The 23,687-nt window shown below is 67.2% G+C and carries 18 protein-coding genes; 16 read left to right on the top strand and 2 right to left on the bottom strand.

What is annotated here, in order from left to right:
• Positions 1-140: 140 nt before the first annotated feature.
• Positions 141-2,258 (bottom strand): murein biosynthesis integral membrane protein MurJ, encoded by a 2,118-nt coding sequence (gene murJ / locus LFT45_RS22235; protein WP_236809473.1) that lies wholly within the window; start codon positions 2,256-2,258, stop codon positions 141-143.
• Positions 2,259-2,330: 72 nt separating this feature from the next.
• A complete protein-coding gene (locus LFT45_RS22230) occupies positions 2,331-2,831 on the bottom strand; it encodes an NUDIX hydrolase (protein WP_003800186.1) in 501 nt (166 codons plus the stop codon).
• A 195-nt stretch (positions 2,832-3,026) separates the two neighbouring features.
• Between LFT45_RS22230 and LFT45_RS22225 the strand changes: the two genes are divergently transcribed.
• The 16 genes from LFT45_RS22225 to LFT45_RS22150 all read left to right on the top strand — a co-directional run bounded on the left by LFT45_RS22225 (position 3,027) and on the right by LFT45_RS22150 (position 23,652).
• On the top strand, positions 3,027-4,538 hold the full coding sequence (locus LFT45_RS22225) for a CCA tRNA nucleotidyltransferase (protein WP_236805927.1): 1,512 nt from the start codon (positions 3,027-3,029) through the stop codon (positions 4,536-4,538).
• Positions 4,535-5,116, top strand: a complete 582-nt coding sequence (locus LFT45_RS22220) for a histidine phosphatase family protein (protein ID WP_102972578.1) — start codon at positions 4,535-4,537, stop codon at positions 5,114-5,116. Before LFT45_RS22225 ends, LFT45_RS22220 begins: the two co-directional genes overlap by 4 nt.
• Positions 5,117-5,703: 587 nt before the next feature.
• Complete coding sequence (locus LFT45_RS22215; protein ID WP_236805926.1) at positions 5,704-5,877, top strand: hypothetical protein; 174 nt, start codon at positions 5,704-5,706, stop codon at positions 5,875-5,877.
• A 36-nt stretch (positions 5,878-5,913) separates the two neighbouring features.
• Positions 5,914-7,383 carry a glycosyltransferase family 87 protein gene (locus tag LFT45_RS22210; RefSeq protein WP_236805925.1) on the top strand — a complete coding sequence of 490 codons (1,470 nt, stop codon included), beginning with the start codon at positions 5,914-5,916 and terminating at the stop codon, positions 7,381-7,383.
• A complete protein-coding gene (locus LFT45_RS22205) occupies positions 7,376-8,815 on the top strand; it encodes a phytoene desaturase family protein (RefSeq protein WP_236805924.1) in 1,440 nt (479 codons plus the stop codon). Before LFT45_RS22210 ends, LFT45_RS22205 begins: the two co-directional genes overlap by 8 nt.
• A gap of 79 nt (positions 8,816-8,894) precedes the next feature.
• The gene (locus tag LFT45_RS22200) at positions 8,895-10,880 is read left to right on the top strand and encodes a penicillin-binding transpeptidase domain-containing protein (protein WP_236805923.1); all 1,986 of its coding nucleotides are present in this window, start codon (positions 8,895-8,897) and stop codon (positions 10,878-10,880) included.
• A 112-nt stretch (positions 10,881-10,992) separates the two neighbouring features.
• Positions 10,993-12,675 carry an ABC-F family ATP-binding cassette domain-containing protein gene (locus LFT45_RS22195; RefSeq protein ID WP_236805922.1) on the top strand — a complete coding sequence of 561 codons (1,683 nt, stop codon included), beginning with the start codon at positions 10,993-10,995 and terminating at the stop codon, positions 12,673-12,675.
• Between the two features lie 29 nt (positions 12,676-12,704).
• A complete protein-coding gene (locus LFT45_RS22190; RefSeq protein ID WP_236805921.1) occupies positions 12,705-13,901 on the top strand; it encodes an MFS transporter in 1,197 nt (398 codons plus the stop codon).
• Positions 13,902-13,964: 63 nt separating this feature from the next.
• The gene (locus LFT45_RS22185; RefSeq protein ID WP_236805920.1) at positions 13,965-15,467 is read left to right on the top strand and encodes a bifunctional phosphatase PAP2/diacylglycerol kinase family protein; all 1,503 of its coding nucleotides are present in this window, start codon (positions 13,965-13,967) and stop codon (positions 15,465-15,467) included.
• A gap of 144 nt (positions 15,468-15,611) precedes the next feature.
• Positions 15,612-16,556, top strand: a complete 945-nt coding sequence (locus tag LFT45_RS22180) for an ABC transporter ATP-binding protein (RefSeq protein ID WP_236805919.1) — start codon at positions 15,612-15,614, stop codon at positions 16,554-16,556.
• Positions 16,557-16,560: 4 nt separating this feature from the next.
• Positions 16,561-17,439 (top strand): ABC transporter permease, encoded by an 879-nt coding sequence (locus LFT45_RS22175; protein ID WP_236805918.1) that lies wholly within the window; start codon positions 16,561-16,563, stop codon positions 17,437-17,439.
• A 20-nt stretch (positions 17,440-17,459) separates the two neighbouring features.
• Entirely contained in the window at positions 17,460-18,839 is a 1,380-nt protein-coding gene (locus LFT45_RS22170; protein WP_236805917.1) for a sensor histidine kinase, read from the top strand.
• A gap of 77 nt (positions 18,840-18,916) precedes the next feature.
• Positions 18,917-19,645, top strand: coding sequence for a response regulator (locus LFT45_RS22165; RefSeq protein ID WP_236809471.1), 729 nt, complete (start codon positions 18,917-18,919; stop codon positions 19,643-19,645).
• A gap of 83 nt (positions 19,646-19,728) precedes the next feature.
• Positions 19,729-20,619, top strand: a complete 891-nt coding sequence (locus tag LFT45_RS22160; RefSeq protein ID WP_236805916.1) for an intradiol ring-cleavage dioxygenase — start codon at positions 19,729-19,731, stop codon at positions 20,617-20,619.
• Between the two features lie 21 nt (positions 20,620-20,640).
• Positions 20,641-21,978 (top strand): M18 family aminopeptidase, encoded by a 1,338-nt coding sequence (locus LFT45_RS22155; protein ID WP_236805915.1) that lies wholly within the window; start codon positions 20,641-20,643, stop codon positions 21,976-21,978.
• 243 nt (positions 21,979-22,221) lie between these two features.
• Positions 22,222-23,652, top strand: a complete 1,431-nt coding sequence (locus LFT45_RS22150) for an amino acid permease (RefSeq protein ID WP_236805914.1) — start codon at positions 22,222-22,224, stop codon at positions 23,650-23,652.
• Positions 23,653-23,687 lie beyond the last annotated feature (35 nt).

The raw sequence follows: 23,687 nt of genomic DNA, 5'->3' as shown, positions 1-23,687 counted from the left end.
CTGGCCCTGGCGATGCATCGCCCTGAAAGGCCTCCGGCGCACCGGCGGACCCGTGGTCTGCAACTACCTTTGTTCCCTTCGATCCTAGCCGATGCTGTGCAACGGCCGCGGAAGACGGGGCTGACCGGCTCTCTCTCCGGCTACTTTTTCTTCCTCCGCCGTGACGGGAAGTGCGGGTTCTGGCCGGGGGTGCCCTGGTAGGTCCGGCGGCCCGGGAGCGGGATCTCTCCGCGCAGGGCGTTCCCACGGGCCGTCCCGGGGACGTCCTCCTCAGGAAGGTAAGCGGCGTCGTCGTAATCTTCCGGTTGCGGCTGCGGCGCGGGCCCGGCGCGGAAGGAGGCGGAATCGAACTCGCCGGAAATCCGGGGAATCAGGCCGGTGTCCGAAGAAACCGTGGCTCGTTCCGCCGTCGGACGCTGCTGTGCAGTGCCAGCGGACGCTCCGGCGGCCGAAGTGCCGGTGGTGGCGGCAGCGGGAGCAGCCGCCGGTGTACCGGAATCCCCGCCGGAACCGCGGCCCAGCCGCCCGAGCAGCGGCCGCAGCAGATCGCGCAGCTCGGTGACGCGGAACAGCTTCAGCAGCAGCAGGTACACCGCCAGCATCACAGGCCCGACGACGATGATGGTCGCTAGGGCTGCAGGCCGGCTGCTCCAGGCGAAGCCCACCGGGCTGTAGCTGCCCATCAGCCACAGCGCACCCACACCTGCAACGGCCGAGCCGAGGGCGGCGTAGCCCATCCGGATATATGAGTTGATGATCCGCGGACCGTCCAGGTGCCCCAGCAGGCGGCGCAGGAAGAAGGCGGAAACGACCACCGAGAGGATGTTCCCCGCGGTGTAAAGGACGGCGATGGCGAAAATGATCTGGTCGAACGGCAGGAACTGGATGAAGAACGCGGCCACCACATTCACCAGGGCCAGCACCAGCTGGATGTAGAACGGCGTGCGCGCGTCCTCATTGGCATAGAAGACCCGGGACATCATGAAGTTGGCGCTCATGAACGGAGTGCTCAGCGCCAGGATGGTGAGCGTCTGCGCCAGCATCACGCCGTCCGTGCGGGCACCGCCGGAGAAGAACATGCCCAGCGGGCCGGCGAGGGCGAACAGCGCCAGCGCACCGAACACCGTTGCCACCGCCATGGTCCGCAGCCCCTGCGACAGGGCTTCGCGGAGCTCCGCACGGTTGCCGTCCTGCGAGGCGCGGGTCATCCGGTTGAACAGCACGGTGGCCAGGGACAGCGCGATGATCGAGTGCGGGAGCAGGTACAGCTGGCTGGCCACTTCCAGGACTGCGTTGCCCGGAAGCATGTCCCCGGCGGGATCGCCGGCCTCCTGCAGCCGGAGCCGCTCGGCGCCGGGGATGGTGGCAATGCGCATCACGTACAGGAACGCGAGCTGCCCGGCAGCGGCGGTCAGGAGCGTCCAAACGCTCAGTCTCGCCGCATGGCCCAGGCCCACCCCGCGCCAGCCAAAGCGCGGGCGCAGCCCCAACTTCAGCCGGAATACCGGGATCAGGAGGATGGCCGTCTGCGAGAGGACGCCGATGGTTGAGAACCCGGCGACGAAGAACGTCTGGGACGGACCCCAGTTATCCAGCGAATGCCGGTTGACATTGTTGGCACCGAAGATCCAGATGAACATTCCGAGGCCGGCGATGGCCACGATGTTGTTCAGGATTGGTGCCCACATGGCCGGGCCGAAGGCCCCGTTGGCATTGAGGACCTGCGTTAGCAGCGCGTAGAGGCCGTAAAAGAAGATCTGCGGCAGGCACCAGAAGGCGAAGGTAACAGCCAGTGCCTTTTGCTGCGGCGAGTAGCCCTGCGTGGTGAGTTCGATGACGGCCGGCGCGAGCAGCGTGACCAGCAGGGTCAGGGACAGAAGCACGAGAACTGCCAGCGTGAGCAGCCTGCTGATGTAGTCCGCTCCCCTGTCCGGAGCTTTGCTGGCTTTGATGATCTGGGGGACCAGCACGGCGTTGAACACCCCGCCGGCCACGAGCAGGAAGATCAGGTTGGGCAGGTTGTTGGCGTTGATGAACGTGTCATTAACGGTCGAGCCCAGGCCCAGCGCCGCGCCGAGCATCCAGGTCTTGCCGAATCCCAGCACACGCGACACCAGCGTCCCGGCAGCCATGATGGCGCTGGAGCGGGCCTCACCGGGTTGCGCGGCACTGGAGGCTGCATCGCTGGCGGGCGTCACACCGGGCGGTGTTTCGCCCGGCTGCGCGGGCTGGTCGGAGGACGGATTGGCTGCTGACATCGTCTTCATCGTCTCACCTGGGCACTGATATCGCGGCACGCAAGGGGGTATCCGGCAGGCATTGCCGGACGGTCAGAGGTGCTCTGGAAGTACTTCGCGTGCCAGGTCGGCGATGCGGCGTTCATTCGGGAACGAAAGCTTGCGGGCGAGCTCGTGGATGGGAACCCAGGCAACATCAACCGCTTCCTTGTCAGGATCGTTTTCGATGGTGAGTTCACCGCCGGTGGCCCGCAGCAGGTAGTGGTGCACCGTCTTGTGGACGCGGTGCCCGCTGACGGTAAACCAATAATCGATGCTGCCCAGCGGGGCCAGAATGTCACCGTCGATGCCGGTTTCCTCGGCAATCTCACGGACCGCGGCTTCCTCGTTGTTCTCCCGGCCCTCGGGGTGGCCCTTGGGCAGGCACCACTCCAGCCGTCCGCCCCTGTTAAGGCGGGCAATAATCGCTACCCTCAGTTCGTCGTCAGACGTGTCCACCACGACGCCGCCGGCGGAGACCTCCTCGACGGTGGGGAGCGAGGCCGGGGCCGAGTGCGGTGCAGGCGCGACGTGGGCACCGATTGCCGACGGCAACGGTGGGTTCGTCCTCCTGCCGGGAGCGCTCGGTACTGGATGGGCCATGCAGTCCACTCTAACGACTCTTGCCCCGCCGTGATGACCGGGACATGGCTTCCGGGTGGACTGCATGTGACGGGCTTTGCCGGCGCCGTCGCACAATGACGGGATTTGGTGCGGTGGGGGTTGGTTTTCTGACAAGCTTAAGTAACTATGGCGCACGCACATCAAAAGACTGATCTTCACACCGTTGACTTCCAGGTGGACCCGGTGGTGCTGGAGCTCGGGCAGCGGTTCGTGGACGCCGGTCATGAACTGTCGCTCGTCGGCGGCCCGGTCCGGGACCTCTTCCTGGGCCGCGCCTCCCCCGACCTCGATTTCACGACGGATGCGACGCCGGACCAGACCGTGGCGCTGATCAAGAAGTGGGCGGACAACTTCTGGGAGATCGGCCGCGCCTTCGGAACCATCGGCATGCGCAAGGCCGGCTTCCAGATCGAAATCACCACCTACCGTGCCGAAGCCTACGACCCCGAGTCCCGGAAACCCGTGGTGGCCTTTGGTTCCTCCCTCACGGACGACCTGCTGCGCCGCGACTTCACCATCAACGCCATGGCCCTGCGGCTGCCTTCGCTGGAACTGGTGGACCCTTTCGGCGGAGTCCGCGACCTGCACGCCTCCGTGTTGGCCACCCCGGGCGCTCCCGAGGCATCCTTCTCCGACGATCCCCTGCGGATGATGCGGGCCGCGCGGTTTGCATCCCAGCTGGGGGTGTCCGTGCGGGACGACGTCCGCGTCGCCATGACCCGGATGGCCGAGCGGATCAGCATTATCTCGGCCGAGCGCGTCCGCGATGAACTGGTCAAACTCGTGTGCGGGCAGCATCCCCGCGTGGGCATCGACCTGCTGGTGGACACCGGCCTCGCCGAGTTCGTGCTCCCCGAGGTGTCCGCGCTCCGGCTCGAAGCAGACGAACACCACCGCCACAAGGACGTCTACCAGCACTCCCTCCAGGTCCTGGAGCAGGCAGCTGCGCTGGAGACTGATTCCGACGGTGCCGTCCCCGGCCCTGACTTTGTCCTCAGGTTTGCGGCGCTGATGCACGACGTCGGGAAGCCGGCTACGCGCCGGTTCGAACCGGGCGGTGCGGTCAGCTTCCGCCACCACGACATGGTGGGGTCCAAACTGACGACGAAGCGGATGAAAAGCCTGCGCTTCGACAACGACACCATCAAGGCGGTGGCCCGCCTCGTGGAACTGCACATGCGTTTCTACGGCTACGGCGATGCCGGCTGGACCGACTCGGCTGTGCGCCGTTACGTGACTGACGCCGGGCCCCTGCTGGAGCGCCTGCACCGCCTCACCCGCTCCGACGTCACCACCCGCAACCAGCGCAAAGCTGACCGGCTGTCCTTTGCCTACGATGACCTCGAATCCCGGATTGCGGCCCTCCGCGAGCAGGAATCCCTGGACGCGGTCCGTCCGGACCTGAACGGCGCCGAAATCATGGCCCTGCTGGACCTCAAGCCCGGGCCCGTCGTGGGCAGGGCGTACAAGTTCCTGCTGGAGGAACGGATGGAAAACGGCCCGCTGGACCCTGCCGACGCCGAGTCCCGGCTCCGGGCCTGGTGGGCTGAGCAGCCCGAAGCCGTTGCCCTTGCGACATCTGAGTCCCCCGACTCTCCCGCCGACGTCGAATCTTCCCTAACCGAGGAGTCCAAGTGAACGCCGCCAACATCGCCCGACCCCAGCTCTGGATCCTGCGGCACGGTGAAACTGAATGGTCCAAGAGTGGCCAATACACCGGGCTGACGGACCTGCCCCTGACGGTGGAGGGCGAGCAGCAGGCGGTCGAGGCGCGCAGGATCCTCGACAGCGTTGATTTTGATCTGGTCCTGACCTCTCCGCTGCGCCGCGCCCGGCGCACCGCGGAACTCGCCGGTTTTCCGGATGCCGTCCACGAACCGCTGGCCGTGGAATGGGACTACGGCGACTATGAGGGCATCAGCTCGGACCTGATCCGCAAGGACAACCCTGACTACCTGATCTGGACGCACGGGGTTCCCAACGGCGAGAAGCTGCATGATGTGGCTGCCCGGGCAGACAAGATCGTGGCCCGGGTCCTGGAGTCAGGGCTGGACAATGTCCTGATTGTGGCCCATGGCCACTTTTCCCGCATCCTCACCGCCCGCTGGCTCGAACTCGAACCTGAAGAGGGACGGCACTTCATTCTGGGAACAGCAAAAGTTTGCACCCTGGGCTGGGACAAAAGAACACCCGCCATTGTCCGCTGGGGCCTGTAAAAAGCGCCTTTTGCATTTGTTTTTCGAATTTTCGGAAAATAAGTAGTCAACCAGATGATTCCTGGTGTACTTTTATTCCAGACCCCAGAGCGATCCGCCAGGGTCACGGCGCACGTTGTCCGGCCAAGCAGCCGGCACCGGCAGAGCAGAAAAGGAGGTTGGGAAAATGATTACTTTGACTAGCGGATGGAAGATGACCATTGCCGCGTTCCCGGCCTTCATTGCTGACCCGCGCCCTCGTCACGGACTCGCCCGAGCATAATTCTGACGGCCCTGCCGCCCTCCCACATGTGATGGGCGGGCAGGCGGGCCAGTGGCAGGAAAATCTGCCGCTTTCCCAGAAACTCTGACCCCCGGCGGTCTGCCGTAGCGGAACCACGCGGTTGCGCAGCTCCCCCATAATTCGGAACCCTGCTTCCTGTTGGGCTTGCCGCGCTGCCGTTTCGTGGGCCAATGCCGCTTTTTCGCATTCCATTTCCTTACCGGGCATTTCTTTGCCTTTTTACGGCCATTTCTTTGCATCCCGAATGGCTCTAATTGCCGTGCCCGGATTCTTTTCATCACTTTCTGAAGGGAGGTGAAAAACTATGCTCCGCAAACTACAGGAGGTTCTCTCCGACCGTGGTTCCAGCGGTGACGCCGGCCTTTCCGGCGCCGATGCAGCATCTGTCCAGCAATCACAGTTCGACGGCCGGCTGCTGGACCAGAACCGGGAGGACGTCTACGTGCTCATGCATCAGCAGACGAGCAGTATGCGCTGAACCGCAGGCCAGGGACCCACCGGTAAGCTCGAGACCATGCAGGAGACACAGCCGCCGCCCGATCGAAAGCTCGCGCGCCTGGTGGTGCCGAGCCGCAGCGACCGGCTCCTGCACAACTTCACCGAGCTCATCGGAGGGCCCCTGGGCCAGCGGTCTGCCCCTGGGGTGGTCGCGCCCGGCTTCTTCACAGTGGAACGCGTGCTGATCATCCTGACCGTGCTCGCCGCCCTCGCTGCGATCGCCGTCAAGGATTACTGCCGGGTGAACGGCTGGGAGACGCCGTCACAGTTCTACGCGACCTGCTATTCGGACTTCCCGGAACTGTTCCGCAACCGGGGCCTGGGCGACGGAGCCTTTCCGTTTTTCACACCGGACGCCTTTTTCGAGTATCCGGTCCTGATGGGCCTGATTGCCGGCATCACGGCCCGCCTCGTGCCCGGCGAGGGAGTCACCGACGCCCGCATCCTCGGCTACTTCGATGTCAACGCCACCCTGATCGCCGCCGTCTGGATTGTCACCGTGCTGGCCACGGCCCGCGTTGTCCGCCGGCGGCCCTGGGACGCGGCCATGGTGGCCCTGGCTCCGGGCATCGTCCTCGCCGGAGTGATCAACTGGGACATGTGGGCTGTGGCAATGCTGGCCCTCGGCATGTACTTCCTCTCCCGGGAGCGGCTGGTCCTGGCCGGCGTCCTGATCGGCCTGGGGACTGCCACCAAGCTCTATCCCGTCCTTGTCTTCGGCGCCATCTTCCTGCTGGCCCTGCGCACAGGGAAGATCCGGGCCTTCCTGGTCCCGGCAGCGTCCGCCGCTGCGGCCTGGCTCGCCGTCAACCTGCCCATTGCCGCGCGGGACCCGGCCGGCTGGAAGTACTTCTTCGAGTTCACGCAGGACCGTCCCGCCGGCTACAGCTCGCCCTGGTTCGCATACAACCTGGTGGCCGGGCGGGTGCGCTGGGCGCTCCTTACTCCGGAGGCCATCAACACGCTGGCCCTGAATGTGTTCCTGCTTGCGTGCGTCCTCATTGCGGTCCTGGCCCTGACCGCCCCGCAACGGCCGCGGATTGCGCAGCTGACCTTCCTGATCGTGGCGGCCTTCATCCTCACCAACAAGGTCTACTCACCCCAGTTTGTCCTGTGGCTGGTGCCGCTGCTCGCCCTCGCCCGGCCGAAGTGGCGTGACTTCCTGGTCTGGCAGGGCATCGAGGGGCTGCACTGGGCCGCCATCTGGATGTATCTTGGCCAAGTGACCAGCGGCGGCGTATCACAGCACAACATCGACATGCCCTACTACGTCCTGGCCGTCGTCGCCCATATGCTCGCAACTGCATATCTCATGCTGCGGGTCGCCTGGGACATCTGGGACCCCCGCTACGATCCGATCCGGCGGCACGCGATGGACGACCCACAGGGCGGTCCCTTCGACAACGCACCGGACAGGCTGCGGATCGATCTGCTCCGTCCCTCCGCGTCTCTCGTTCCGTGGCGGACGGTGGACCGTGATGCCTGACGTCGCCGTCGTTGGTTCCGGACCTAACGGACTCGCCGCCGCCGTCGTCATGGCGCGGGCGGGACTCAAAGTGCATGTGCATGAGGCCGCGGACCAGCTCGGCGGGGGATCCCGGACGTCCCAGGTCATAGAGGAAGGGCATTGGCACGACGTCTGCTCCGCCGTTCACCCCATGGCGCTCGCCTCGCCCTTTTTCCGGGCCTTCGAACTGGCGCGGCGGGTGGACCTGCGGCTTCCGCCGGTGCAGTTCGGCTCCCCGTTGCACGGTGGCCGCTCGGCCCTGGCGTACCGGTCGCTCGACCGCACCGCCGACGAGTTGGGCCGGGACGGCCGCGCCTACCGCAGGCTCGTCGCTCCGCTGGTGCGGCACATTGACGGGATTGTGCAGACCACGTCGGACCAGCTGCTGAGGGTTCCCGGCCACCCGCTGGCCGCCGCCGTTCTGGGTCTGCGGACCCTTGAGCAGGGATCCCCGACGTGGAATTTACGGTTCCGGGAGGATCGGGCGCCCGCCCTTGTCAGCGGTGTGGCAGCCCACGTCGTGGGGCGCCTGCCGTCACTGTCCGGGGCGGGGGCCGGCCTGTTACTCAACGCTTTGGCGCACAGCGGGGGCTGGCCCATTCCAGTGGGCGGATCGTCTGCGATCGCCGAAGCGATGGCCACAGACATCGAAGCCCACGGCGGCGTCCTGCAGACGGGATTCCGCGTAACGTCGCTGGCGGAGCTCGAGCCGGCGAAGGCGGTGCTGCTGGACGTTGCGCCTCCCGCCCTCTCACGCATCGCCGGCAGCCGCCTGCCCGCCTCCTACCGCCGCACGCTGGAGTCCTTCCGGTTCGGCAACGGTGCGTGCAAAGTGGACTTCATCCTGTCCGGGCCCGTGCCGTGGACCGCTGCGGAACTGGCAGGGGCCGGAACGGTGCACGTGGGGGGCACACGGGCGGAGATGGCCCAGGCGGAGAACGCCGTGTCCCAGGGCCGGCATCCGGAGCGTCCCTACGTCCTGGTTTCGCAGCCATCAGTCGTCGATGCCGGCCGCGCGCCGCAGGGCAGACATATCCTCTGGACCTACTGCCATGTCCCTGCGGGGTCCACGGCGGACATGGGCCAGGCCGTCATGGACCAGCTGGAACGCTTCGCGCCCGGGTTCCGTGACCTGGTGGTGCGGCACAAGGTGACGACGGCGGCCGAGTTGGCTGCCTACAACGAGAACTACGTCGGCGGCGACTTCAGCGCCGGCCTCCTGGATCCCCGGGGCCTGATCCAGCGTCCGGTCGTCTCGCCCGTTCCATGGCGCACTCCCGCGCGCGGCGTATATCTCTGCTCCTCCTCGACGCCGCCGGGACCGGGCGTCACCGGCATGCCCGGATACCACGCGGCGAAACACGCGCTCAACGACATATTTGGGCTGGACGTCCCTGCCCTTGGCCTCTAGCCGGTGTTTCTCCCGCAAGCCAGAACGGTGTTGCTGTGGCGTGGCTCGCGCCGGGCGGCCGCCGGGGGATAATAACGCGGTGGGGAACACTAAAAAACTTTCACTTGTCCTTGCTGGTCTCATACTCAGCGGCTCACTGGCGGCCTGCGACGACGGCCGCGGCGGCGCAGAAGCAGCTGCGAAGCAGCTGGCCTCCGCCGTCGCCGGCCTGGACCTCCGCCCGGTGGCCTTCGACGGCCGCGACTCGGCGGTGGCCAACGACCAGCTCAACCAGGTCTTCAAGGCGCTGGCGCCGGCCAAGCCTTCCGTCGAAGCGGGCGAGCTGACGCTCGACGGGGACACCGCCCGCATCCCGCTGAACTACAGCTGGAAGATTTCCACCGGCGAGTGGAAGTACACCGTCTCAGCCGACCTGCGGAAATCCGGGGACAAGTGGCTTACCGTCTGGTCGCCCGGGCTACTCGTCCCCAACCTGGCCGAAGGGGAGATTCTCAGCAAGGCCACCCAGTCGTCTCCGCGCGCCGACATTCTCGGTGCCGGCAACCAGAAGCTCGTGACGTTGCGCCCGGTGGTCAAAGTTGGCATTGACAAGCCACAGCTGGCCGGCGCCGATGCCGCGGATTCCGCCACCAAGCTCGCCAAGCTGGTGGGCGTGGATCCCGCGGCCTACGTGCAGCAGGTGGAGGCGTCCGGCGCGGAAGCGTTCGTTCCGGCCATCACCCTGCGCAACACCAGCGACCGCGCCGTGACCGATGCCGAGATCGAAGCGATTCCGGGGGGCCGGGCCATCCCGGACGAACTGCCGCTCGCACCGACACGGAACTTCGCCCGGGCTGTCCTCGGCACGGTAGGCGAAGCCAGCGCCGAGCAAATTGAAAAGTCCAACGGGACCCTGACCGCTGGTGACGTGATCGGCACCGGCGGACTCCAGCAGCAGTACGACGCCCAGCTCCGCGGCACGGACGGCACCGTCGTCCGGGTGCAGCGCGCCGATCTGACCCGGGAGGAGATCCAGGCCGCACCCACGGACCCCCGGCGCACCGTCTTTGAGGTGCAGGGCGTCCCCGGCACGCCGTTGCAGACCACCCTCGACACGAAGCTGCAGCAGCTCGCCGAGGACACCCTGGCCGACATCAAGCCGGCGTCCGCCATCGTGGCGATCCGGCCGTCCACGGGAGCGGTTCTGGCCGCCGCATCCGGACCCGGAAGCAACGGCTACAACACCGCCATGCTCGGCCAGTACGCGCCGGGATCCACCTTCAAGGTGGTGGACTCCCTCGCAATGATGCGAAACGGGTTCACCCCCGATTCCACCGTTGAATGCACGCCCACGCTCACCGTCGACGGCAGGAAATTCAAGAACGCCGAGGGCTATCCCAAGGACTCCCTCGGATCCGTGACCCTGCGTGACGCCTTCGCACACTCCTGCAACACCGCCTTCATTGCCGCCCGGGACAAGGTCACCCAGGCCCAGCTCGAGTCGGCCGCCACCTCACTCGGGGTAGCCGTGGAGGCTCCGAAGCTGGGCGCCGAGGCGTTCCTTGGCTCAGTTCCCGGCGAGGCTGAGGGTACCGAACACGCGGCAGCAATGATCGGCCAGGGCCGGGTGCTGATGTCACCGCTGTCAGCAGCCGTGATGGCAGGCTCGGTGGCCAAGGGCTCGCCCGTGTCCCCGGTCTTGGTGGAGGAGACGGCTCCGGCAACGTCGTCGGCCAGCCCGGCGCCGACCCCGGAAGGTTCCGCCCCGTCGTCGACCGTCACAGCTGAAGCCCCCGCCAAGACCGCCCAGACGCCCGTCACCAAAGCGGAGGCCGCGGCCCTCGCAGACATGATGCGGGCGGTGGTGACTTCCGGCCACGCCGGGTTCCTGGCCGAGGTCCCCGGCGAACCCGTGGGCGCCAAAACGGGAACCGCTGAGTTCGGCAACGCCAACCCGCCCAAGACGCACGCCTGGATCATCGCCGTGCACGGGGACCTGGCGGTTGCCGTTTTCGTTGAGGACGGCGGCCTCGGCGCCACCACCTCCGGCCCGTTGCTGAAGGAGTTCCTGACCGCCGCCGGCTGACATCGCATCCACCCCCAGTCGGAGTTTTTGTCCACTTGTCGCGACTTCAGGCCCTTTTGGGCACGATATCTGGACAAAAACTCCGGCGGGCGGGGCGTGGGAGAATTGGCCGGTGGCCCATATTGACGTTTCCGGCATTGACTACTTCCTCTCCGACGGCACCCAGCTGCTCAACGGGGTGACCTTCAAGGTCCCGGATGGCACCAAGACGGCGCTCATCGGTCCCAACGGCACGGGAAAAACCACCCTGTTCCGCATCATCTCCGGTGACCTGACCCCGGACGAAGGCGTGATCGGCCGCTCCGGAAACATGGGCATCATGCGTCAGTTCGTGGGTCAGGTCCGGGATGACTCCACGGTCCGCGACCTCCTCGTATCTGCCGCACCGCCGGCGCTGGCGGACGCCGCCCGCGCCGTGGATGAGGCGGAGCTGGCCATGATGGAGCACGACGACGAGCCCAGCCAGATGCGGTACGCCCAGGCGATCGTCGACTGGGGAGATGCCGGCGGGTACGACGTCGAAACCGTCTGGGACGAGGTGTGCATGGCCGCTCTGGGCCTGCCCTTTGACCGCGCGCAGCACCGCCGCGCGTCCACGCTGTCCGGCGGCGAGCAGAAGCGCCTGGTGCTGGAGGCCCTCTTTGCTGGCCCCGATGAACTCCTGCTCCTCGACGAACCGGACAACTACCTCGACGTCCCGGGAAAGCGCTGGCTCGAGGACAAGCTCAACGAATCGAAGAAGACAGTCTTCTTCATCAGCCACGACCGGGAGCTGCTGAACAACGCCGCCGGCCGCATCGTCACGCTTGAACCCGGCATCAACGGGGCCGGGGCCTGGATCCACGGCGGTGGTTTCGGGTCCTACGTCGAGGCACGGGCGGACCGTAACGCGCGCTTCGAGGAGCTGCGGAAGCGCTGGGACGAGGAGCACGCAAAGCTCAAGGAACTCGTCAACATGTACAAGAACAAGGCCGCCTTCCGCTCGGACATGGCCAACCGCTACCACGCAGCCCAGACCCGCCTGGCCAAGTTCCTTGAGGTCGGCCCGCCCGAAGCCCTGCCCATCGAGCAGAACGTCCAGATGAGGCTCAAGGGCGGCCGCACCGCCAAGCGCGCCATCGTCGCCGAAAAGCTGGAGCTGACCGGCCTCATGAGGCCCTTCTCCACCGAGATCTGGTTCGGGGACCGGGTGGGCGTGCTGGGCTCCAACGGCTCCGGCAAGTCGCACTTCCTGCGGCTGCTCGCCACCGGCGGCACGGATCCGGAGCGGGAACACCTTCCGGTGTCCGACGTCGAAATCGCCGAGGTGCCCCACGAGGGCACCGTGAAGCTTGGCGCCCGTATCCGTCCCGGGTTCTTCGCGCAGACCCACGTCCGGCCCGACCTCATGAACCGCACGTTGCTCGAAATCCTGCACCGCGGCGACGAGCACCGTTCCGGCCTGGGCCGCGAAGCCGCCGCCGGTGCCCTGGATGGCTACGGCCTCGCCGGGCAATCCGAGCAGAAATACGAATCCCTCTCCGGCGGCCAGCAGGCGCGGTTCCAGATCCTGCTGCTGCAGCTCTCCGGTGCCACGCTGCTCCTGCTGGACGAGCCCACCGACAACCTCGACCTGCACTCGGCCGAGGCGCTGGAGCGGGCCATCGACCACTTCGAGGGCACGGTCCTGGCCGTCACCCACGACCGCTGGTTCGCGCGCACCTTTGACCGTTTCCTGGTCTTCGGCTCCGACGGCAAGGTGTACGAGTCCGCCGAACCCGTCTGGGACGAGAAGCGGGTGGAGCGCGCCCGCTAAGAGCGTTGGTGGTTGGCTAGAGTTGTCGAATGACCTCAACCCAGCAGCTCGCCGGCCGGCAGGTCTCCGCCGCCGCCGTGGCAACGTTCATCATCTTCGGTGCCAACGGCCTGGTCTTTGCGAGCTGGGCAGCCCGCATCCCGGCCGTCACGGAGATCCTGCACATCTCGTCGGGCCAGATGGGGACCCTTCTGCTGTGCACCGCCGTCGGTTCGCTGATCGCGCTTCCCACCGCCGGGCACGTCATCAACCGGATCGGCACCGCCAATACCGTCCGGGCCAGCGGCTTCCTGGCGGCGCTGGCAGGCGTTGGAATCGCCGCGTCACTGCTCGCTGAGTCGGTGCCCGGAACCGCCGCCTCGCTCTTCTTCTTCGGCATCGGCATCGGGCTGTGGGACGTGTCCCAAAACGTTGAGGGGGCCGACGTCGAGCACCGGCTCCGCAAGACGGTCATGCCCAAGTTCCACGCGGCCTTCAGCGGCGGAGCCTTCCTGGGTGCCCTGATCGGCGCGGGCCTGTCCGGTCTGGGGGTTGGCCTGCCGCAGCACCTGCTGGTCATCGCCGTCTCGGTAGCCGTGCTGACGTTCGTTGTCCCCCGTTACTTCCTCCCCCACACCGCCCCTGAACAGCCCGCCGACGGCGAAGCCAAGGCGGCCCGCGGGCCCTCGGCTTGGCGGGACGGCCGCACCCTGCTGATAGGCGTGGTGGTCCTCGGTGCCACCCTGACCGAGGGGGCAGGCAACGACTGGATCGCAAAGGCCTCCGTGGACGGCCTGGAGACCCCCGAGTCCACCGGCGCCCTGCTTTTCGCACTCTTCGTGCTGGCCATGACCGCCATGCGCTTCTTCGGGGGCACCGTCATCGACAAGTACGGCCGGGTGGCAGTGCTCCGGGGAAGCATGGCTGCCGCCGCGGCCGGCCTATGCCTGTTCGTGTTCGCCGGAAACCTCTGGCTGGCTGCTGTTGGCGCTGCTCTGTGGGGAGTGGGGGCCGCCTTGGCGTTTCCGATGGGGATGTCGGCCGCCGCGGACGATCCCCGGCACGCGGCGGCCAGGGTGTCGGTGGTTTCCACCATTGGCTACGTCGCCTTCCTGGCCGGCCCCCCGCTGCTGGGCTACCTCGGGGACCTGACCGGAATCCGCCTGGCATTGCTGGCCATCGGTGTTCCCATCCTGCTCGCCCTGTTGCTCGCCGGCGCCGCCAAGCCCCTTCCGGTCAGGGAATGATCGTCCGGAAAGAAATCGCCGGTGGCGCGAACACACCGCTGTACCGGGCGGTAGGGTGGGGAAATGCGACGAATGCTGCGCCGCGGGCCCGGCTGGGTCGCTGCCCTCGACCGCACGCTGATGCGGGCCGTCTCCGGCTTTCCCGGCGGGCACCATGACACATTTTTCCGGCGGCTCTCGGCTTCGGCCAACAAGGGAAAGCTCTGGTTTGGCGTAGCGGCCGTGGCCGCTGCCATTCCGGGACGCACCAGGCGCGCCGCAGTTCACGGCTTGCTGGCACAGGGTGTTGCCTCCGCCGTGACGAACCTCGTCTTCAAAACACTGCTTCCGCGCGCCCGGCCCCTGCCTGAGCATTTGCCGGTCTTTCGCTTCGTTCATCCCCAGCCCACCAGTTCCTCCATGCCGTCAGGCCACTCGGCTTCAGCGGTGGCGTTCGCCTTGGGCACCGGAATGGTGCAGCCGGTGCTCGGAGCCCTCGTGGCCCCCGTGGCCGCAGGCGTCGCATACTCCAGAGTGCATACAGGCGCCCACTGGCCATCGGATGTGCTGTTTGGTTCCGCGATCGGAGCCGGCGCAGCGCTTGTGACGAGGAAATGGTGGCCGGTGCGGCCGCCCATGCCTGCCACCTCGAGGCGTCGGGTTGAGGCGGCCAGACTCCCGAACGGGGAGGGGCTGAGCATCGCTGTGAACACCCTCGGCGGGTCCTTTACCGAGGAAACCGCAGCAGCGCTGAAAGAGGTATTCCCGTCTGCGCATATAACTCTCATGGCGCCCGAGGACGACGTTGCCCAGCGGATGGCGGAGGCAGCAACCGTTCCGGGCATCCGGGCGCTCGGGGTGTGGGGCGGGGACGGAACTGTGGGCACCGCCGCCGCAGCCGCCGTCGAGCATGATCTTCCGTTGCTGGTGCTGGCCGGTGGAACCCTCAACCACTTCGCCCGTGACGTCGGCACGCCCTCCCTGGTGGAGGCGGTAGCCGCAGCGGAAAGCGGCGAAGCGGCGCTGGCTGACGTGGGCGCCGTCGCCGTGGAACGCGGACTGGCGGACGATCCGGAAAAGGTGGAGCTCATCATGCTCAACACCGCGAGCATCGGGCTGTACCCGAATTTGGTGCGGCGCCGCGAACAGCTGCAGCCCGCCCTGGGGAAGCCCCTCGCCGGCGTCGTTGCGATGTTCCGGACCTTCGCCGCGGAGAAGCCGATCACACTGATCGTCAACGGCGTCCGGCACAGGCTCTGGATCATGTACCTGGGCCGGGGCCGCTACTACCCGCGGGACCACGCCCCGCTCGTCCGGCCGGTGCTGGACGACGGCGTGCTCGACGTCAGGATGATGACTGCTGACGAGTCGTTCGCCCGGCTGCGCATGCTGTGGTCCGTGCTGACCGGTACGGTGGCGACCTCCCGGATCACCCACCTTGCCGAGGCCACCCGAGTCCGCGTGGAGTGCGGCACCGCCCCCATGGTGCTTGCGGTGGACGGCGAAGCCATGCCCGGGGTCCGCGCCGCCGAGTTCACCCTGAAGCGGTCCGCCTTGCGCTACTACTCACCCGGGGAAGACCGCTGAGGGCCTCATCCCACCGGATGACGCCCGGAAACCCTGATTGGCCCCTGAATCATCCCTGAGACCGGCGAATTCGGCAGGCGGCCTAGGTAGCGTGGAACGTGCACACCAGACAGCACGCCAGCAGCTATGCAAAGGAAAGCTTCCATGATTGAGGCAGAAGGCCTGACAAAGGTCTACGGCGACAAAACCGCCGTCGGCGGCGTCAGTTTCACCGTCCAAGCCGGCCAGGTCACCGGCTTCCTGGGACCCAATGGGGCCGGAAAGTCCACCACCATGCGCATGATCATGGGCCTGGACACCCCGACGGCGGGAACCGTCACTGTCAACGGTGTCCCGTTCGCCCGGCACGCGGCACCGCTGCGCGAAATCGGAGCGCTGCTCGACGCCAAGGCCGTCCACACCAGCCGCTCAGCGTATAACCACCTGCTGGCCATGGCCGCCACGCACAGCATCCCGCGGAAGCGGGTGCACGAGGTCATTGATATGACGGGCCTCGCGGACGTGGCCCGGAAAAAGGTCAAGGGCTTCTCCCTTGGCATGGGCCAGCGGCTGGGCATCGCCGCCGCACTCCTGGGCGACCCGCAGACCATCATCCTGGACGAACCCGTCAACGGCCTCGACCCGGAAGGCGTGGTCTGGGTGCGCAACCTGGTCAAGTACCTGGCCTCCGAGGGGCGCACGGTGTTCCTGTCCAGCCACCTGATGAGCGAGATGGCCCTGACCGCCGACCATCTGATCGTGATCGGCCGCGGAAAGATTATCGCCGACGCTCCCATCAAGGACATCATCACCGGCAAGGGCCACAGCCGGACACGGGTGCGCTCCGACCAGCCCGACAGGCTCATGCAGGTCCTCGCCGGAACCGGGGTCTCGGTGGAGCTGCAGGACCACGAGCTCCTTGAGGTCACGGGCCTGGACCCGCGTCAGATTGCCCAGAGCGCGCTGGACAACCAGGTTCTGATCTACGAACTCACCCCGCTCCAGGCGAGCCTCGAAGAGGCCTACATGGAGCTGACCAAGGACGAGGTCGAATACCACTCGCTGATCACCACGGGGGCCCCGGTTCCCGCCCAGTCCGGAGGCAACTGACGCCATGAGCACCTCGATTTCCACCCAGCCCGCCGCCGGCCCCGGCCGCGCCGCCACTCGCAACGCAGCTGGCCCGGGGCCCGGTCCAAGCTTCTTCCGCGTCCTGAATTCGGAGTTCATCAAGTTCCGCACGCTCCTGTCCACCATCATCCTGCTCGCTTCGACGGCCGTCGTCATGGTTGGCTTTGGCGCCCTGTCCGCCTGGGGAACCGGCCAGTTCGCGGACCAGGCCGCCTCCGACCCCGAAGCGGCTGCCGCGATCGCGGCACAGGGCGGCGACCTCGCCGTCACGGTGCCCACCTCCGGCGTATCCTTCGCGCAGCTGATCCTGGGCTCCTTGGGCGTCCTGCTGATGAGCTCGGAGTTCACCACCGGCATGGCCCGCTCCACCTTCGCTGCCGTACCCAAGAGGCTGCCGGCGTTCGTCGCCAAGCTCGTGGTGGTGGTCGTCAGCGCCTTTGTCCTGACGGCGGTGTCCACCTACATTGCCGGCCTGGTGGCGGTGCCGATCCTGGGCAACTTCGACCTCAAGCTCGACCTCGCCAGCTCGCAGTCCGTCAAGCTGCTTCTCGTCACCAGCGCCTACGTGGCCGCGGTGGCCGCAATCGGCATGGCACTCGGCACTCTGCTCCGGAATTCAGCAGGCGGCATCATGTCCCTCGTGGGCCTGTTCTTCGTGGCACCGATCGCGTTCCAGCTCATTCCGGGTGACTTCTTCGAGGAGGCCCGCAAGTACCTTCCCGGCAACACGATCAACCCGCTGACGGCCGTGGAGCACGTTCCGGACACGCTCGAAGTCTGGCAGGCGGCCCTTGTACTGGGCGGCTGGGTGGTAGTGCCCGTGGTCCTGGCCATGATCCTGCTGAAGAAACGGGACGTCTAGCCGCACCGAGGTTTCTGCCCATGATGAATGCCGTTCCGGTGAAGGACGCGCCAGCCACCCCGGCTGACGCGTCCTTTGCCGAGCTTGCTGCCCGACGGCGGGGCCGGGTCCGGCGCTACCTGTACCGGCGTCCGCGCGTCATGGATGCCGTGGTGGTGGCCTGCGATGCGGTGCTGGTGGTGCCCACCGTGATGGACGCCGCAAATGCGGGCAGGTGGGCAGCGATCGGGCTGCTCGGCAGCGTTGCGCTGTCCCTGTTCCTGCGGCGCCGGCGCCCAGTGGCCGTGGTGGTGTTCATCGCGTTGGCCGAAGTTGGTGTGACCCTGCTTCATCCGTGGGGATCCAACGTGTCGGCAGGGCTGTGGTTCTCGCTCTACGCCGTGGCCGTGGTGCACACGCGCCGCTTTGCCCTGGTCACGATGGCCGTAGCCTCTGCGCCGCTGGCAATGCTGTACTTCCTGGCCGCGGTGGGGCCACTCGAGCGGGAACTGCCCAGAACGCCCTCCTCGCCCGAGGAGTTCCGCCTCGTGACCAGCATTGCGGCGGGCACCAGCATCGTATTCTCCAACATCATCGCCACCGGAATAGGCATCTCCGTTCGGCAGCGGAGGGAGCACGAGCAGGAAACTGCAGCGTGGGCCGCCCAGGCCGCCCGCCTGGGCTCTGTCGACGAGCGCAACAGGATTGCCCGGGAGATGCACGACGTCGTGGCCCACTCGCTGACTGTCATGGTGGCCCTGTCCGACGGCGCCGCCGTCGTGGTTCGAAGGGATCCGGAACGCGCTGCGGAGGTCCTGGCGGAACTGTCCCGGACGGGCCGCACCGCCCTGGCGGACATGCGCCGGGTGCTTGGGGTCCTGCGGGATGAGGCGACCGGCAGCCACGCGCCCCGTGAGCCGCTCGCCGACGGCGCCAGCTTCGGGAAGCTGCTGGACGGCTTCCGGGCCGCGGGGCTTCCGGTGCATTACTCGCACACCGGCCCGGCACTCCCGGAGGACGTGGCCTTGCAGCTGACCGTGTACCGGATCGTGCAGGAATCGCTGACCAACGTGCTGCGATACGGCCGGGCGCTGAGCCGGGTGGACGTGCTCGTGGTGCGCGAGGATTCCACTGTCACCATTGAAGTGCTCGACGACGGCCGGGGCACCGTTGACGCCGCCACCCCCGGCGGGGGCAGCCCGGGCGGCGGTCCTGCGGCCGCACCGGTCGGGACAGGACAGGGCCTGACGGGGATGAAGGAACGGGCCGGAATCTACGGCGGTACGGTGGAGGCAGGCCCGGCCGCCGGCGGTGGCTGGCGCGTGCGGGCTGTCCTGGCACTCAACGGCGGCGTGCTGAACGGCAACAACATGCAGACCGGCACCAACATGCACACCGGCACAACGCCGGCAGCACGCTGACTGGCAGGCGGGACGGCAACTTGGAAAACGGCAACATGGGGAACGGCTACATGGGGAACGGCTACATGGGGGAACAAATGAACGAGTCCGGACGCCTCCGGGTCCTGCTGGCGGACGACCAGCCGTTGCTGCGGATGGGTTTCCGGCTCATCCTGGAGGGTGAGGACGGCCTCGAGGTGGTGGGTGAGGCCTCGGACGGGGCCGACGCCGTCCGCCAGGTGGGCCGCCTCGATCCCGACGTCGTGCTCATGGACGTCCGGATGCCCACGCTCGACGGGATCGAGGCGACCCGGGCCATCACAGGTTCAGGCTCGCGCGCCAGAATCATCATCCTGACCACCTTCGACCTGGACGAGTACGCGTTCGCCGGTCTCCAGGCCGGCGCCTCGGCCTTTCTGCTCAAGGACGTGGCACCCGCGGAGCTGGTCCAGGCCGTGCGGGTGGTGGCGAGCGGGGACGCCGTCGTGGCGCCCCGGGTCACGCAGCGGCTACTTGAAACGTATGTCCGCGGGGCCGGACCTGCCGCCGCATCGGATGGTCCGGGCACGGCGGCCCCGCAGGCAGCGGCTCCTGCTCCGCGCGACCCGTTGCTGGAGGACCTGACGCCCCGGGAAACCGAGATGCTGGAGGCGATGTCCGAGGGGCTGTCCAACGCGGAGATCGCACACCGCTATTTCCTGTCCGAGGCCACCGTGAAGACCCACGTGCGCCGGATCCTGACCAAGCTGCACCTCCGCGACCGCGTCCAGGCCGTGGTGTACGCGTACGAAACGGGCCTGGTGACCCCGAGCAATCCCGACTACTGAAACGGGCCCCTCGGCGAAACAGGCACAGCGTCCGCACAGGGAGGCTCTATGCAGGCCATAGCCCGCTGGAGTTGGATGGTGCCATGACAACCGCACCCCGCCTTCCCGAAGGGCAGCAGCCCCGGCGCGAGCCGCACCCCAACCATGACCGCGGGCTCGAATTCGATCTTTCCACGCTCATGTCGCGCCGCTCACTGGGCATGTTCGTGGGCGCCGGCACGGCGGCCGCGCTGGCGGCGTGCACGCCCGGCGGGTCATCGTCCGCATCGTCTGGACCGCCGTCGTCGGCTTCCGCTGCCGGCTCGGCTTCCGCTTCCCCCACAGTGACGCGGGCGATCGCCGAGTGCGGCGTGGAGATCCCCCAGGAGACGGCGGGCCCCTTCCCCGGCGACGGATCCAACGGACCGAACGTCCTGGAAGCCTCCGGTGTGGTCCGGCAGGACATCACCTCAAGCTTCGGCACGTCCGGCACGAAAGCGGACGGTGTGCCGCTGACCGTCACGCTGACCCTGCTCGACAACGCCAACGGCTGCGTCCCGCTGGCAGGTGCGGCCGTCTATGCCTGGCACTGCGACAGGGAGGGAAGGTACTCGCTCTACGATTCGGGCGTGGAGAACGAGAACTTCCTGCGCGGCGTGCAGGAAGCGGACTCCAGCGGCCAGGTCACGTTCAAGACCATTTACCCGGGCGCCTATAACGGCCGCTGGCCGCACATCCACTTCGAGGTGTTCGAGTCCATGAACAACGCCAAGGCCGCCGGGCAGGTGCTTGCCGTTTCGCAGATCGCCCTGACCGACGCAGCCTGCCGGGAGGTCTACGCCTCCGCGGGCTACGAAACCAGCGCCCGGAACTTCCCCAACACCACACTGCAGTCGGACAACGTGTTCGGCGGGGACGGCGGCATCTACCAGCTGGCCACCATGTCCGGTGCCGTCTCCGGCGGGTACACGGCAGGGCTCAACGTCACCATCTAGGGCGGCGCTAGACTCGGAGCCATGCCTCTCCATTCCTCCGCCGCAGAGCACATCCGGGACCTCGGCGACTACGTCACCGCCTCGCCGTCGAGCTTCCATGCGGCCCACGAAGGCGCCCGGCGCCTGGCGGAGGCGGGCTTCACCGGCCTGGACGAGCTGGAGCCCTGGGACGCCACGGCAGGAAAGTTCTACGTCATCCGGGACGGTGCGCTCATCGCCTGGGTCACGCCCGGGGATGCCGGGCCCACCACCGGCTTCAACATCCTGGGCGCCCACACGGATTCGCCGTCGTTCAAGCTCAAGCCCAAGCCGACCACTGGCCGCCTCGGCTGGCTCCAGGCCGGCGTCGAGGTTTACGGCGGACCGCTGCTGAACTCGTGGCTGGACCGAGAACTGCAGCTGGCCGGGCGGCTCGTGATGCTCGACGGCACGCAGCACCTGACGGCCACCGGCCCGCTGCTGCGCTTTCCGCAGCTGGCCATCCACCTGGACCGGGCGGTGAATGAAGGCCTCACCCTCGACAAGCAGCAGCACATGAACCCGGTGTTCGGGCTCGGCGATCCTGGCGGGGAGGACCTGCTGGCGGTGCTGGCCGAGCGGGTGTCCGGTGGGGGCACTGAAGAGGTTGATCCTGCGCGGATCGGAGGGTACGACGTCGTCATTGCGGACACGCAGCCGCCCGCGGTTTTCGGGGTCAGGAGTGAGTTCTTTGCCTCCGGACGCCTGGACAACCTCTCCGCAACGCACGCCGGGATCACGGCGCTGATCGCGCACGCTGACGCTTCCGACGGCGGCGCGCAGGCTTCCGCGGCAACCGCGCCGATTGCGGTGCTCGCGGCCTTCGACCACGAAGAAATCGGTTCGGCGTCCCGGTCGGGGGCGTGCGGGCCGGTGCTCGAAGACATTCTGGTCCGGATCTCCGACGGGCTGGGCGCTTCGGCGAGCCAGCGCCGGCAGGCGTTCGCGGCGTCGTTCTGTGTTTCCGCCGACGCTGGCCACGCCGTCCATCCCAACTATGCCGAACGGCATGACCCCGTCAACCGCCCTGTCCTCAACGGCGGGCCACTGCTGAAGATCAACGCCAACCAGCGGTACGCCACCGACGCTGCCGGGGCTGCGCTCTGGGCGCGGCTGTGCGGCGAGGCGGGGATTCCCTACCAGGAGTTTGTGTCCAACAACGTGATGCCGTGCGGTTCCACCATCGGCCCGCTGACAGCCACCCGGCTGGGCATCAGGACCGTGGACGTGGGCGTCCCCCTGCTCTCAATGCACTCGGCCCGGGAGCTTTGCGGCGTGGAAGATCCGCAACGCCTTGCCCGGGTGACTGAGCTGTTCTTTGGGGCCGCGGCGCACGCCTAGTGCACACGTGGCAGATTTCAGCCCGGTTACAAAAGTGCCGTTCAGGCAACCTTTGATGCCTTCTGAGCTGCATGGCTGGAAGTGTGCCTGTTTTGGGGTGCCGTAAACTGTAACTTTGCACAGCCCGGATCGGCCTCCGGCTCCCTTAGTGTGAAACGCACAGTGTGGTCCCCGGCACAGCCTCAGCCTTTGCCGCCCGGCCACCGCCCCAAAACCTGCAATCAAAACGAGGATGGCGCAGCCATGCACGCTGACCAACAACTGTCCAAGTCCCTAAAGCCCCGGCACCTGTCGATGATCGCCATTGCCGGTGTCATCGGCGCCGGCCTGTTCGTCGGCTCCGGCGCGGCCATCCAGCAGGCCGGTCCCGGCATCCTGCTGGCCTATATGGCCGCAGGCATCGTGGTCATCCTCGTCATGCGGATGCTTGGCGAGATGGCCGCGGCGAACCCCGAAACCGGATCCTTCTCCACGTACGCGGACAAGGCACTGGGCCGCTGGGCCGGCTTCAGCATCGGCTGGCTCTACGCGTGGTTCTGGATCATCGTGCTGGGCATTGAAGCAACGGCCGGTGCCGCGATCATGCACCGCTGGGTGCCCGGCATCGACCAGTGGGTCTGGGCCCTGGCGCTCATGGTCCTGCTCACGCTGACCAACCTGGGCTCGGTGAAGTCCTACGGGGAGTTCGAGTTCTGGTTTGCCTCCATCAAGGTCACCGCCATCATCCTGTTCCTCCTTTTCGGCGTGGCAGCGATCCTCGGCCTGGTTCCGGGCGTTCCGGCGCCCGGCCTGAGCAACCTGACGGGCAACGGGGGTTTCCTGCCCAACGGTCCGGGAGCCGTCCTGGCCGGAATCCTCGTGGTGGTCTTCGCGTTCTTCGGTGCTGAGATCGCCACGATCGCAGCCGGTGAATCCGAAAACCCGGTTGAAGCGGTCAAGAAGGCCGTGAAGTCCACGGTCTGGCGCATCCTCGTCTTCTACATCGGCTCCATCGCGATTGTTGTCACGCTGCTCCCCTGGAACTCCGCCAACGTGGCCAAGAGCCCGTACGTCGCGGTCATCGAGCTGTTCGGCATCCCCGGCGCGGGCACCATCATGGACGTCGTGGTGCTGACCTCGGTGCTGTCCTGCCTGAACTCGGGCCTCTACACGGCCAGCCGCATGCTGTTCTCGCTCTCGCAGCGCGGCGACGCCCCGAAGTCCTGGACCCGCATCTCCAAGCGCGGCGTGCCCGCCGCAGCGGTGCTGGCCTCCACCGTGGTCGGCTTCATCACCGTGGGATTGAACTACATCGCCCCGGACACGGTCTTCCTGTTCCTGGTGAACACCTCCGGTGCCATCGCGCTGTTTGTCTGGCTGGTCATTGCCGCGTCTCAGCTGGTGCTGCGCCGCCGGATGGGGGCCGCAGCCAAGGACCTGTCGCTGAAGATGTGGTTCTTCCCCTACCTCACCTGGCTGGCGATCGGCAGCATCGTGGCGCTCATCATCGGCATGGTGATCCTTGATTCCACCCGCGAGTCGCTCCTGCTCTCCGTGGCCTTGGCCGCCGTGGTGGTCGGCATCGGTGTGTGGCGCTACCGCAAGGGCGGTCCGGGCCGGGCCGGGGTGCCCGCAGCCTCCGAGACGTCCGCCGAAACCGCGAACGCAGGCGTGGGGTCCGGCCCGGCGTCGTAAGCACGCCCCCGCACTCTGAGCACTCTGCAGAACCA

This window comes from Arthrobacter sp. FW305-BF8 (assembly GCF_021789315.1).
Classification (GTDB): domain Bacteria; phylum Actinomycetota; class Actinomycetes; order Actinomycetales; family Micrococcaceae; genus Arthrobacter.
Note: the sequence above shows the minus strand (reverse complement) of the source record. Positions and strands in the feature narration are given on the sequence as shown.

Bases quoted from the DNA above. Each gene is read 5' to 3' on its own strand.
- LFT45_RS22170 (WP_236805917.1), top strand. From the start codon at position 17,460: ATGATGAATGCCGTTCCGGTGAAGGACGCGCCAGCCACCCCGGCTGAC.
- LFT45_RS22225 (WP_236805927.1), top strand. From the start codon at position 3,027: ATGGCGCACGCACATCAAAAGACTGATCTTCACACCGTTGACTTCCAG.
- murJ (WP_236809473.1), bottom strand. From the start codon at position 2,258: ATGTCAGCAGCCAATCCGTCCTCCGACCAGCCCGCGCAGCCGGGCGAA.
- LFT45_RS22150 (WP_236805914.1), top strand. From the start codon at position 22,222: ATGCACGCTGACCAACAACTGTCCAAGTCCCTAAAGCCCCGGCACCTG.
- LFT45_RS22210 (WP_236805925.1), top strand. From the start codon at position 5,914: ATGCAGGAGACACAGCCGCCGCCCGATCGAAAGCTCGCGCGCCTGGTG.
- LFT45_RS22185 (WP_236805920.1), top strand. From the start codon at position 13,965: ATGCGACGAATGCTGCGCCGCGGGCCCGGCTGGGTCGCTGCCCTCGAC.
- LFT45_RS22205 (WP_236805924.1), top strand. From the start codon at position 7,376: ATGCCTGACGTCGCCGTCGTTGGTTCCGGACCTAACGGACTCGCCGCC.
- LFT45_RS22215 (WP_236805926.1), top strand. From the start codon at position 5,704: ATGCTCCGCAAACTACAGGAGGTTCTCTCCGACCGTGGTTCCAGCGGT.
- LFT45_RS22190 (WP_236805921.1), top strand. From the start codon at position 12,705: ATGACCTCAACCCAGCAGCTCGCCGGCCGGCAGGTCTCCGCCGCCGCC.
- LFT45_RS22165 (WP_236809471.1), top strand. From the start codon at position 18,917: ATGAACGAGTCCGGACGCCTCCGGGTCCTGCTGGCGGACGACCAGCCG.
- LFT45_RS22180 (WP_236805919.1), top strand. From the start codon at position 15,612: ATGATTGAGGCAGAAGGCCTGACAAAGGTCTACGGCGACAAAACCGCC.
- LFT45_RS22160 (WP_236805916.1), top strand. From the start codon at position 19,729: ATGACAACCGCACCCCGCCTTCCCGAAGGGCAGCAGCCCCGGCGCGAG.
- LFT45_RS22175 (WP_236805918.1), top strand. From the start codon at position 16,561: ATGAGCACCTCGATTTCCACCCAGCCCGCCGCCGGCCCCGGCCGCGCC.
- LFT45_RS22155 (WP_236805915.1), top strand. From the start codon at position 20,641: ATGCCTCTCCATTCCTCCGCCGCAGAGCACATCCGGGACCTCGGCGAC.